7 protein-coding genes are annotated in these 12,173 nt (G+C 59.1%); 2 read left to right on the top strand and 5 right to left on the bottom strand.

The genetic code is table 11. The features are described 5' to 3' along the window. Positions 1-24: 24 nt before the first annotated feature. Positions 25-1,008, bottom strand: coding sequence for a Gfo/Idh/MocA family protein (locus IEX74_RS07750; RefSeq protein WP_188812779.1), 984 nt, complete (start codon positions 1,006-1,008; stop codon positions 25-27). Positions 1,009-1,230: 222 nt separating this feature from the next. Between IEX74_RS07750 and IEX74_RS07745 the strand changes: the two genes are divergently transcribed. Further along, the gene (locus IEX74_RS07745) at positions 1,231-2,544 is read left to right on the top strand and encodes an AAA family ATPase (protein WP_188812777.1); all 1,314 of its coding nucleotides are present in this window, start codon (positions 1,231-1,233) and stop codon (positions 2,542-2,544) included. A 104-nt stretch (positions 2,545-2,648) separates the two neighbouring features. After that, positions 2,649-3,683 carry a 5-methylcytosine restriction system specificity protein McrC gene (locus tag IEX74_RS07740; protein ID WP_188812775.1) on the top strand — a complete coding sequence of 345 codons (1,035 nt, stop codon included), beginning with the start codon at positions 2,649-2,651 and terminating at the stop codon, positions 3,681-3,683. Positions 3,684-3,821: 138 nt separating this feature from the next. On the opposite strand, the gene IEX74_RS07735 is transcribed toward IEX74_RS07740, so the two are convergent. The 4 genes from IEX74_RS07735 to IEX74_RS07720 all read right to left on the bottom strand — a co-directional run bounded on the left by IEX74_RS07735 (position 3,822) and on the right by IEX74_RS07720 (position 12,127). After that, entirely contained in the window at positions 3,822-7,157 is a 3,336-nt protein-coding gene (locus IEX74_RS07735) for a UTP--glucose-1-phosphate uridylyltransferase (RefSeq protein WP_188812773.1), read from the bottom strand. 134 nt (positions 7,158-7,291) lie between these two features. Further along, a complete protein-coding gene (locus tag IEX74_RS07730) occupies positions 7,292-8,242 on the bottom strand; it encodes a UTP--glucose-1-phosphate uridylyltransferase (protein WP_188812771.1) in 951 nt (316 codons plus the stop codon). A gap of 497 nt (positions 8,243-8,739) precedes the next feature. Continuing rightward, the gene (locus IEX74_RS07725) at positions 8,740-10,563 is read right to left on the bottom strand and encodes a sensor histidine kinase (protein ID WP_188812768.1); all 1,824 of its coding nucleotides are present in this window, start codon (positions 10,561-10,563) and stop codon (positions 8,740-8,742) included. Between the two features lie 205 nt (positions 10,564-10,768). Beyond that, positions 10,769-12,127, bottom strand: coding sequence for a sigma-54-dependent transcriptional regulator (locus tag IEX74_RS07720; protein ID WP_188812766.1), 1,359 nt, complete (start codon positions 12,125-12,127; stop codon positions 10,769-10,771). Positions 12,128-12,173: the final 46 nt, after the last annotated feature.

Here is a 12,173-nt window from a genome sequence, read left to right as displayed (position 1 = left end):
CAACCACCCAAGGCTAGAGCTAGATCAGCCCTCTCCCGGATAGCGCAAGCCAATTTGCGCCCGAATCTGATCCAGTAACTGCATCAGCTCCAAGCTAAAACCGAGCGGCAGCAGCGGGCTTTCCAACAAGTCTTGCTCTAGGCATTCCTGCACATGGTGGGCTTCATACGCGTAACCGTACCCTAGCTTTTCGCAGTTAATTACCCTAGGCTCTTCGCCCTCGCGGTACACAGTCAGACCCTCGGGGGCGTGAAAACGGCCATTGAGCCGCAGGCTGGCTTCGGTGCCATAGATGTGGCAGGTGGTATCCGTTTGGGCCGCAATGGTGGAGAATAAGCTTGCCGTAGCGCCACTGGTGTAAGCGAAGGAAATAGCGCAGTTCGCATCCACCCCGCTTGGGGCGAAAGTTGCCACGGCTTTTACTTCCGTCGGATTTCCTAGCAGGAGCTTACTGATAAACAGCGGGTAAACACCAATATCGAGTAAGCTGCCACCTGCCAGCGCTGGGTTATACAAGCGGCCTTCCGGGTTGTAAGGCGCCTTGAAGCCAAAGTCAGCCACGATGTGCTTTATTTCTCCCAGCTCTCCTGATTGCACGATCTTCAGTGCCTCTTTGACGGCCGGGAAAAAGCGTGTCCAGAAGGCTTCCATCAGGAATACCTTCTGCTCGCGGGCGGTGGCAATCATTTCGGCGGCTTGCCGGGCATTGAGGGCAAAGGCTTTTTCGCACAATACCGGCACCCCGGCCCGCAGGCACAGCAGCGTGTTGGCATGGTGCTCGGAGTGCGGCGTGGCAATGTACACGGCATCCAGGTCGGGCAATTGCAGCAGCTCCTCGTAGCTCCCGCAGGCGTGCGCAGCGCCGAACTGGGTGGCAAACTCGTCGGCTTTCGCCTGCGTGCGCGAGGCCACGCCGTAGAGTCGAGCGTTGGGTAGCAAAGCTAGGTTTTCGGCAAACTTGTGGGCGATTCTGCCTAGCCCGATGATGCCCCAGTTGAAGGTGCGCATAGCGAAAGCACGTATAATGAAGGGGCAAGAAAGCTAAAGTTTGATGTCATTCCGAGCATTCTGCGTATCAAGCAGAGACGAAGAATCTGAGTTGCCCCAGCAGCGTTACCAGATTCCCCGCTTAGCTCGGAATGACAGTTCTTGTGGAATTTCCAATTTTACGAATCTGAACGGGAGCCTTCCCGACGGTCTGCATGTTTTAGCCTGTACCTTTAGCTCTACATGCCCGATACGCTCGCCCCTTCCGACCTCACCCGCGACCATGTGCTGCGCGCCATCCGCCACATCGAGCGCGAAGGTATCCAACTGAGGCCCAGCACAGTGTACGATCTGGTGTACAAAGGGCGGCGCTACCCGCCGCGGCCGGTGGTGCAGCTAGCCTACCGTTTGGCCACCGATCAGCCCGACGCCACTTGGCCTTTGCCGGCAGGCGCACCCACCAACGGACTGCTCGAACAGCTGGACTTCACGGTAGCCGCCAAGCGCCCCACGCTCGCCAACTCGCCCCTCGATGGCGACGTAGCGGCCCAGGAAGCTATGCGCGATTTGTACACGGGCCCCGCTGCTGATGCGACTGCCAACGTCTCGAAGCTAGCTTCTCCGCCTGCCGTGCAGGTAGAGGAGCCGGCACCTAGCTATGGCACTCCGGAGCCGGCCACGCCGTATGATCGTGCGGCGGCTCTGGCGGAGTTGTTTATCGGTGAAGAAAAGCTGGATAATGCGCTTGCAGCCTTGCACCGTAGGCGCAACCTGATACTGCAAGGCCCGCCCGGCACCGGCAAAACGTTCTTAGCCAGAAGGCTGGCTTGGCTGGAGCTAGGTGCCACCGATGCCAGCCGCATCGAGCTGGTGCAGTTTCACCCGAGCTACAGCTACGAAGACTTCGTGCAAGGCTTCCGACCCGACGCGAAAGGCACGTTTCGCCTCACACCCGGCGTGCTGCTCGATTTCTGTCGGAAAGCCGCCGCTGATGCCGAACAGCCTTATTTTCTGCTAATTGATGAAATCAACCGCGGCAACCTGAGCCGGATTTTTGGCGAGCTGCTGCTGTTGCTGGAAGCCGATAAGCGTGGCCCCGCCCACGCCGTGCGCTTGCCGTATGCAGCAGCCAATGAACCTAGGTTTTTTGTGCCGGAGAACGTGTTTGTGATTGGCACGATGAATACTGCTGACCGCTCGCTTGCGCCGCTCGACTACGCCTTGCGCCGACGCTTCGCCTTCGTGCCGCTACAGCCTGAGTTTGGTGGTCGTTTGCAGGAAGCTTTAGTCGAAAGAGCTGTTCCTGAAGCAGTGATCCAACGCCTGATAACGCGCCTTACAGAGCTGAATCAAGCCATTGCCGACGACCCCGAGCTAGGTCCAGATTTCCAGATTGGTCATAGCTACTTCTGCCAGCCACCTGCTGAACCAAGCGCCGCTGACGCGTGGCTTACGTTGATTCTGGAGCAGGAAGTTGCGCCGCTGCTGGATGATTATTGGCTTGATCAGCCAGCTAAAGCTGCCGCACACAAGAAGCGGTTGCTGGCTGGTTCGTAATGCAGCTCCCGCTTCGCGTATCGTTGAACGACAATCGTTGAAAAGCCACCGGTATTAGTCGTTCAACGACACGCGAAGCAGGAGCTTCGCGCTACATTCCTCCTATGATTCCCATCCAAAATCTATACTACCTGCTCTGCTACGCCTGGAACCGCCTGCCGGAGCGCGACGAGCTGGTAACTACCTCACCTACTGAGTTTCACCGACCGCTGGAGCTGCTGGCGCAGGTGCTGCTCACCGGCACGCGCCGACTGCTGCGGCAAAGTTTGAAGAACGTCTATACGGAGCGCGAGGAGGAAGTACAGGCTTTGCGCGGCCGCCTGCTGCTCACCCCCACCCTGCACCGCGACCTGCTGCGCCAAGGCCGCGCTGTGTGCGCCTACGATGAGCTAGGTCCTGACTCAGCATTCAACCGCTTGTTGCTCGGCACAACTGAGCAACTGACACGCAGCCGTTTACTTCCAAGCGCGCAACGCCACGAGCTACGGCTTTTACGCAGTCGTTTTCCGGCTAAGCTAGCTCCTGCGCCGTTCACGCAACACACGCTGCGCCAAGTACGCCGCCAGCGCCTGAGTGGCCCAGAAAGCTTCCTGCTCAACGTCTGTGAGCTGATCTACCATAGCGCCTTACCCGAGCCCGACGCCACTGGTCGCACCCGCTTCCGCGACTTCCGTCGCGACGAGCGCCTGATGGCACAGCTCTTCGAAGCGTTCGTACGCAACTTCTACCGCCACGAGCAGCGGCAGTTTCGGGTGCTGTCGGAAACCATTGCTTGGCAAGCCGACGCCGAGCAACCCGCCGACATGCACCTGCTGCCCGCCATGATTACGGACACAACGCTCGAATCAGCGGCGCGCAAGATCATCCTGGACACCAAGTACTACGCCACCGCCCTGCGCCAGCGCTACGACCGGCAGCGCCTTATCGCGCCGCACCTGTATCAGCTCTACGCTTACCTCCAGAATCAGCCCTTAGAGGCTGGTCAGCAGCTCGAAGGCATCTTGCTGTACCCGGCAGCCACGCAGAAAGTTGACCTACGCTATACCCTAGGTGGTCACCCGGTGCGGGTTGTTACGATCGATCTGAATCAACCGTGGCCGGGTATTGCGCGTGATTTGTTGGCGCTGATAGCGATGTAGCGCGAAGCTCCCGTTTCGCGCATCGTTGAACGGCAATCGTTGGTATATATCCAACCAAGTCGTTCAACGATACGCGAAGCGGGAGCTTCGCGCTACAACGTTCTGCCACTCGCGGACTACAAAGTCCGCGCTACATACCTAGCTAAACACCCCGAGCGAAATCACATGGTCCTTGCTGCCATCCGTCACCCAGGAGTCGAGTTGGGCGGGGTCTTTCATCTGCTGGCCGCGCTGGCGGGGCACCACGATGTAGCCGCACTTCACATCCGGCAGGGCCGACATGTCGCTCCACAGCTTCTCGATTTGGGCTACGGGGTAGATGTCTTCCTGGCCGTGGCCCCAGCGGTACTTCACGTCTTTAATCGTGACGTAGGTCGGGATGCGGTGGGCGACGCTGCGCACGGCTTTGGCGAGTTGAGCGTCATCGCCGGTTTGCAGGTCTTCGCGGGTCAGGCCGAACAGCGCCAGCAGCGGATCGATCTGAATCCAGGTCGTCATCGAGTTGTAGTAGCTCAGGGCTAGCTCATCGTCTTCGCGGGGCTGGGCCAGGCCTTCCAATAGACGTACCCGGTCGTTTACGCGGGCAAGCCCGCCGCCGCGGTCCTCGATGCGGCGCGCTATTACTTCGAAGGTCAGCACGTTGGCCGAGGCTAGGTGGTAGCCAAGCGCGGCGGCGTGCACATCGGCACCTAGGGTGTCGATGTTGTGCAGCATGATGGTTTGTACCTGCGGCTGCTCGCGGAGCAGGCGGGCGAGCGTGCCGTTGCGCAGCAGGTTCGACACCTCGTACCAATGACCCAGGGGCGAGAAGCGCTGCGCGGCAATGTTATCCACGTAGTCGGAGCCTTCGCCTTTGCCTTTGGCCCAGGCAATCATGCTTTGGCGGCCGGCTTCGCGCACTTTCTGCTTGTTCTCGTCGAGGGTTTCCTGGGGCATTTCCTCCCACAGGAAACGCAGGTCGCGCTCCATAGGCACGTAGCGCTGCCCAATCGAGCGGCCTTCCGACAGCAGTACCGGGCCGGTGTAGCCGTAGTTCTGGTTCGAAGCTAGCTTCTTCTGAATAGGCGCGTGCGTGAGGTAGCTCGTGGCCACAATGTGCGGAATCACAGCATTATACTGCGCCGCTACTTTGCGCGTCTTGGCCAGGTGAATTTCCAGGAAGCTGCGGTGCCGGCCATCGATTTCCACGAATGGATTCAAGGCCTTAATCACGCCCGCACCCTTGGTCCAGCGGCTACCTACGCCGGCGGCCAGGCTCATCACGGCTACTTTTCCGGCCCGAATGGCTTCTTCGCCACGTTGCGTTACCTCTTGCAACTCTTCAAATTGCACCACATCGCCGGGCTTCACGTCTTCAATCGTGGTTTCGGCCGAGAGGCGGTTGCGCGACAAACCAATGCGGCCTTTTTGCAGCTCTTCCCGCAGGTCTTCGTGCTGCACGTAGTCGAAGCCGTTTTCCTTCTTGATGCGGTCGGCTTTCTCGTTTTCGGCGCTACGGTTGCCCTGCGTGCTCGGGTCCGACACCTTGAACAGGTTGCTCACGATAGTGCGCAGCAGCGGATAAGCTAGGTTGTTTTGCTCGCAGTGCGTGGTGAAGAAGTCGATTTCGGCGCGGCGCACGTAGGAAATCGTGGCCGGGTCTTTCTTCACCAAGTCCGACACCTGAATGGCGTAGTACTGCTCCGGCATCAGCGCGTCGATGCCGGTGTGCAAGGTGCTCCAGGTGCCTTTCGGGTTGATGTTCCAGTTGTACACCACCGGCTCCACGGCAAACGGCAGCGAATCAGAGAGTTCCTTCTTCGTCTCACGCAACAGCTCCAGCACGCGCACTTTGTAGTCTTCGTAGTGCGCCGGGTTCACGAACATGCCCATGCCGCCGCCCGACATACCACCGAGCATCAGGAAGCCGTAGTAATCATCACCGAAGCGCTTCTTCGCCCTGCGAATCAACTCCTCGGTGAAGAAGGTCGACGCCCACGGAATGATGGTCTTGATCGGGCCTTCAAAATTGCGGGCCGTGTTGGCACCTAGCTTTTGAATATCGCCCTCGCGAATGGCACCTAGGATGTTGTCGAAAATCTCGTTGGTCTGCTGGCGGGCCAGGGTTTCGCGGGTGCCGCGGAGCAGGTACTTTTCCGTCACCATCTCCAGGATCGGGCCCACGTTGGACGCCATGCCGCCGTGCATGAGCACCAGCGAGTTCATGATGCGCTCCTCCATTTCCGGATGCACTTCCTCGCCCTGCAACACGCGGTGGCGCGGCAGCAGCGTACCCCGGCTGATATCAAACTCCGGGTCGCCGGGCTGCGCGAAAGTGCCCTGAATGGCCTTGATACCCGGCCACACGCCGCCCGAATCCTGCCAACCGCCGCCCGAGCCGCCAATCCATTCACCTAAGATGGCGCGCGAAGCTACCAAGCGACGCTCGGGTTCGTCGAGGCCACCTTCCAGGTTCTTGGTCTGCCCCGAAGCACGCATCAGCAAGCTGATAATGGAGCCCAGCAGGTTGGTCGAAACCGCAAAGCGCGAGCCTTTCGGAATGTCATTCACCTTGGTTACCAGCTCGATACCCATACCCGGCGCCACGATGCGCGCCAGAATTTCGGGTAAGGATTGATTGGTACCTTCAAACGACGGCGGAATCAGACCGGAGGCGATGATGCCGGCTTTCACCAGGCTCAGGTAGTCGTTGCCGAAGTTGAACAGGTCGGCTAGGTCCGTGATGTCCTTGCTCGTGTTCAGGTCGATGCTGGTAACGCGCAGCACCGGCTCGGGGATGACGCGCACGTAGGCATTCAGCGGCGGCCGAATGTCTTTGTCGCGGCCGAACACACCTAGGTCTATCGAGAGGTTGATGACGCGGGCGCCTTCCGGGTAGTCCATACCCAGGAAGAAGATATCCGACCAGCCGCTGTGCGTCAGGTCCATGCGCACGGAGGTTTGCTCCTGCAACACGGGGTAGAACAATGAGCCATCAGGCCGCTCCAACAGCCGCGGGTGAATGCGAATCGGGTGCTCGGCTTGGTGCCCCACCCGGAACATCCACTGGTTGCCCTTGCTCGACCGCACGCTCTTGCGCACCTGGTCGGCCAGAATCTGGAACGAGAGGTGGTGGTAGCTATCGGCCAGGGCGCTGAATAGCGTCGCGCTCGGACCGTTCACATCCAGCTCGTGCAGGAACGTACTGATAGCGTGCTCGAAACGACGACCTAGCAAATCCTCAAAGCCGGCGTATGAGATGCGCCCAACCGCTGGCACATCCTTCGACTCTTGCAGGAAAAACCGGAAGCCCGCGTACAGGAAAAGAATGGCGCGGACCTTATCGTACAAGCTAGGTGTCGTCTTGCGGAACTCGTCCAGCTCCCGCAGGTTCGCCAGCAACTCCTTTACTGTTAGCTGCTTACTGATATCGTAAAACGACCGGTCCCGCTTGGCAGAATCGGTAGAAACGATGGTTTCTATAAAGATATTCATGAGTAACGGGGGTGTAGAGACGCAATATTTTGCGTCTCATCGTTGAACGACCGGCGCCGGGTTATCCAGCGAAACAACATCAGCAACGGGGAGACGCAAAATATTGCGTCTCTACATTGTTCTACCGGATCAGCCTATTTCGACTTGCGGTTGTTTGCCTCGGCTAGCAGCTCCACCATCGTAGTCAGCGTCTCGTCGTGGGCTTTGCCAGCTAGCCCCAGCGCTACCTGGGCGCTCAGCAGGCCTTGGCGGCGACTCAGGTCGTAGCGGTTGCCTTTCACTTCGAGGGCCAGGTACTTTTCGGTGGCCGCCAGCTCCTGCAAAGCGGGCGTCAGCAGAATATTGGTACCGCCCTGCTCGATTTGCTTTTGCAGAATCTCGAACACCGTGGGCGCGAGGACGTGCATGCCGAAGAAGCAGAGGTAGTACCCGGCTCGCAGACCCGGCGTCTGCAACTCCAGCTCGGCGGTGCTCAGCGAGGGTTTCTCGATGATTTTTTCAATCTGATAAACGCCTACTTCGCCGGGCAAGTGCTTGCCCGTGAGCGTACCATAGCGGCCGATCTGGTGCTCAATCGTGGGGTTTACCGCCGATACCGAGCACTCCGCCTGCGAGGCTAGCTCCAGCAGCTGCGCGGCGCAGCGCTTGCCCGCCACATCCGACACGTAGAGGTAATCACCAAGCAGCAGCAGAAACGGCTCGTTGCCCACAAACTCGCGGGCGCAGTAGATGGCGTGGCCGTAGCCCAGCGGCTCCGACTGCTCCGCGAACTGAATGCGGCTGAGCAGGTTATCGATCTTCTCGGCTTCTTCCCGCGCCCAGTCAGTGCCTTTGTACGACTTCACCAGGTTGTCGCGCAGAGAGGCGAAGGCACCTAGGTACCGCTCACCGTCGCCGGGCGCGCAGATGATGCAGATTTCCTCAATACCGCTGGAAAGCGCTTCTTCGGCAATGATCTGAATGACAGGCTTGTGCAAACCGTCCACGTCAATCACCGGCAGCATGGCCTTCTGGATGGTATCGGCTACCGGGTACAACCGCTCGCCACGGGCCGCTGCGGTAATCACTGCTTTTCTAACTTTCATGCTACGTATTATAACTAAGCTTTTAAGCAGACAAACATCATCTGAGTCTGCTGCTGCTGTTTTGTCGTTGATGAGCTGTACAACTCAGGCTGATGGCTAGCTTTCCTAACGCCGGCCACTACCCGAGCTTATGACAAAGAAACGGCAAAAACTTAGCTCTTCTAGGCTTCTACGGGAATATGACGACGCCATAATAACGAAGCGCGCCTGTATTGATTGAAAAGCATCTTTTGCGCGGCCGGCTATTCGGTACGACGTACAAGGCCAGGTGAAAGTCAGGCCGGATTTGCAATCCGGTCTTCAGAGCAGCGGATTTGCAATCCGCCGAAGCCGCGCCGTTTGGAGTTGTTCTAATCTAGCTGCCCGCTTCACGGGAGGGGATTACCAATCTCCCAACTTCCGACAACCGGATTATAAATCCGGCTGAGCGGTAGAGCAGCATGGCCGACATCTGGCGAAGTGGTCCATTCCCTAAACCTAGGATTCATCAGGCAGTATCATTCTGCGCTTTGCTCTAACTCGCTTTGATCAACGACTTCAGCCAAGGTTTCCTGCACGGCCAAGGGTAGCGTGAACAAGAACATACTCCCACGCTCGGGGGCACTTTCCACCCACAGCTGGCCGCCTTGCGCCGTGATGAACTCACGCGACAGACTCAGACCTAGGCCCGAGCCGCCGCGCTGTCCGCCGGGATTTGGCACTTGGGCGAAGCGTTGAAAAATGCGTTTGTGATATTGGCTCGAAATGCCCGGCCCGCGGTCCTGCACGCTCAGCCGCACCATGTCGCCCCATTGCACCGCCTTGATAACCAGTGCTTCGCGGTGCGGCGAATAGCGAATGGCATTGGATAGCAGATTGATCAGGACCCACGTTGTTTTCTCCAGGTCGGCGTGCACGGTGGGTAGGCTAGGCGAAATCTGAATTTCCAGACCTAGCTCTTTGTCTTCGAGCTGGGGGCGTACCGTTTCGGTGGCGTAGCGCACTACGTCGGCGAGGGCCACGGTTTGCACGTTGAGCTTGATACCGGCGCCGGCATCCAATCGGGCTACGTCGAGGAGCTGACTAACCATGCCGAGGAGGCGCTGGGTTTCGTCGCGGATGCCGCTAGCAATGCGCTGACGCTCAGCTACGTCGGTGCGCTCGTCTTGCAGCAGCATCAGACTCAGGTTGATGCTCGCCAGCGGCGTTTTCAGCTCGTGCGACACGGTGGCGAGGAAATTCGACTTCACTTGGTCGAGCTTCTTGAACTCCGAGATGTTGCGCAACGACAGAATGTGCCCTACAAACTCGGTTTTCTCCACCGCCTCGTTGAAGGAAACGATGGGGTGCACGGTGAGGCGGTAGTACGCTTCTTCGCCGTTGTAGAACAAGGTAAATACCGGCGACAACTTCGCTGGGTCGGCTTGCGGGGGCAAGTCCAGGGGCGCCAATACGCGACCTAGCAGCTCATTTTCTTTCGCCACTTCTTCCGCCGAGTGTCCCACCAGCTGCTCCGCCGATTGGCTCAGCAGCTCGCAAGCAACCTTGTTAGCCAGCCGGATATTGCGATTTTGGTCCACTAGCAGCAGGCCTTCGTCTAGGCTCTGCACGATGCTTTCCATGCGGTTGCGCTCGGTTATCAGCTCGGCGCGGGTGGCGCGGCGGTCATCCTGTGCCTGCACCAGCACGCGGTTTACGGCCTCCGCCATGCTGCCTACTTCGTCGTGCTGACTGACGGCTACGCGTGTCGCGGGACCGGGGCCGGCCACATCCTCCACCTGCGCCGTGAGGCGGCGCAACGGCCGCACCAAGATGCGCGGCAGCCGCACGACCAACGTTGTCCCGAGCAAGGCGCTCAGCCCCAGGAACACCAGCACCGAGCGCCGCGCCTGCGCCGCCGAGATAGTGGCCCGCTGCGTTTCAGCGTTAAAAGACTTGGTGTTTAGGCTAACTACCCGGTGCGTTTTTGCGCGGAGCTGGTGCAGCATCGACAAGCGCTGGGCAAGCGGCGCCCGATCATCGAGCAGGCGTTGGTAGTCGGCTAGGGTTTGGGTGAGCGAATCGACCAGTTCTAGCTCGCCGGGCTCGGTGATGTTGGTGGCCTCGCGGGTCAGGGCTCGCCGGAATTGCTCCAAGGGTGCCGTTATGGTAGGCTGCGTCTCCATTTGCTCCAGCGCCAGCAGCATCTGTTGCCCGTATTCGACGGAGAAGAAGTTGCGCTGCTGCATGGCGCGCGCACCACCTTCTAGCCGCTGAATGGTGAAAAACGCGTAGCCACCTAGCCCCAGCAACAACCCTAGCATGGTGAGAATGCTCAGCCGGATTTTGGTTTTTAAAGACATGATGGACAATTCATCTTAGTCGGTTGTAGAGGCGCAATATTTTGCGTCTCCTCGTTGCTGACGTTGTTTGTGTTCCGTCGTTCCAGACCGGTCGTTCAACGAGGAGACGCAAAATATTGCGTCTCTACATCGTTCAGTATTAGCAACGAAGCGGTAGAGATGCTTCGCGGGGCTCAGCATGACGTTCTGTGGAATAAACTACTATCTAGCTCTCAATGCCGTACTCTTGCAACTTTCGGTAGAGCGTGGTTAGGCCGATACCTAGCTTTTTGGCGACTTCCGGTTTGTTGCCTTGCAGATCGAGCATGATGCGGCTGATGTGGCGGGCTTCCACGGCGCGCAGGCTGTCGTCGTCGCCATCGAGGCGGACGGGGCGGGCGCGGGCGTGAAACTCGTCGGGGAGCAGGTCGGCGGTGAGGAGTTCATTGGGGAGGGCGAGGATGGCGGCGCGTTCGAGCACGTTCTTCAGCTCGCGTACGTTGCCGGGCCACTCGTATTGCTGGAGTAGGCGCAGGCATTCGGGCTCGAAGCCGGGCAGGCGCTTGGCTAGCTTGGCGGCGAAGTAGTTCAGGAAGAAAGCGGCCAGCAGCGGCACGTCGGATGGCCTGGCTTTGAGCGGCGGCACGTCGATGGTGAACACCGAGAGGCGGTAATACAGATCAGGGCGGAACCGGCCCTCGGCGGCTTCCTGCTTGAGGTTGCGGTTGGTGGCCGCCACGAGGCGCACGTTCACGGAGCTAGGCTTGGTGTCGCCGAGCTTGGTGAACTGTTGCAACTCTAGCACCCGGAGAAACTTCGCCTGCACGTTCAACTCCAGCTCACCGATTTCGTCCAGAAACAGCGTGCCGCCGTTGGCTTCTTCCAGCAAGCCTTTCTTGTCGGTGAGGGCGCCAGTGAACGCGCCTTTCTTGTAGCCAAATAGCTCTGATTCGAGCAGATCCTTCGGGAAGGCGCTACAGTTCACGGCCACAAACGACTTCAGGCGCCGCTCGCTGGCTTGGTGAATGGCTTGCGCAAACAGCTCCTTTCCCGAACCGGTGGGGCCTTCCAGCAGCACTGTCGAGTCGGTGGGCGCTACTTGCTCACCTAGGTTCTGGGCCTTACGTAGCGCCGCCGATTCGCCGATCATGGAGGAAAAGCTGTGGCGCTGGCCGACTTTCTTTTCCAGCTCGGTCACGCGGCGGCGCAACCTAGCTTTTTCGGCGGCCCGCTCCACCACCACCACGAGCTGCTGCTCGAAGTCACCTTTGGTCAGGTAGTCGAAGGCGCCTTGCTTCATGGCCCGCACGCCGTCGGGGATGGTGCCGAAGGCGGTCAGCAGCACCACTTCCGCGTCGGGGGCTTTGGCCTTAAACTTGGGCAGCAGATCGACGCCGTTGGCATCGGGTAGTTTCACGTCGGAGATGACAACCAGCACCTCCTCGGCGTGCTGTTGGAGCAGTTCGAGGCCGCGGTAGGCGTCGGGCGCTTGCACGACCGTGTAGCCTTCCAGCTCTAGCACCCTAGCTAGCAGCTGGCGCAAGCGGGCTTCGTCGTCGATGAGGAGGAGTGTGCCGGTGGGCATTTTTGTGTGAAATATGAACTACCTAAGATTATATGAGTGCTTGTTA

Origin of the sequence: Hymenobacter cavernae (assembly GCF_014641455.1) — a bacterium.
In the GTDB taxonomy this organism is placed as follows: Bacteria; Bacteroidota; Bacteroidia; order Cytophagales; family Hymenobacteraceae; genus Hymenobacter; species Hymenobacter cavernae.
This window is presented reverse-complemented; position numbering and strand designations above follow the sequence as displayed.

What these genes read in the sequence shown, in the direction of transcription:
- IEX74_RS07750 (WP_188812779.1), bottom strand. Translation starts at nt 1,008, where the DNA reads ATGCGCACCTTCAACTGGGGCATCATCGGGCTAGGCAGAATCGCCCAC.
- IEX74_RS07745 (WP_188812777.1), top strand. Translation starts at nt 1,231, where the DNA reads ATGCCCGATACGCTCGCCCCTTCCGACCTCACCCGCGACCATGTGCTG.
- IEX74_RS07740 (WP_188812775.1), top strand. Translation starts at nt 2,649, where the DNA reads ATGATTCCCATCCAAAATCTATACTACCTGCTCTGCTACGCCTGGAAC.
- IEX74_RS07735 (WP_188812773.1), bottom strand. Translation starts at nt 7,157, where the DNA reads ATGAATATCTTTATAGAAACCATCGTTTCTACCGATTCTGCCAAGCGG.
- IEX74_RS07730 (WP_188812771.1), bottom strand. Translation starts at nt 8,242, where the DNA reads ATGAAAGTTAGAAAAGCAGTGATTACCGCAGCGGCCCGTGGCGAGCGG.
- IEX74_RS07725 (WP_188812768.1), bottom strand. Translation starts at nt 10,563, where the DNA reads ATGTCTTTAAAAACCAAAATCCGGCTGAGCATTCTCACCATGCTAGGG.
- IEX74_RS07720 (WP_188812766.1), bottom strand. Translation starts at nt 12,127, where the DNA reads ATGCCCACCGGCACACTCCTCCTCATCGACGACGAAGCCCGCTTGCGC.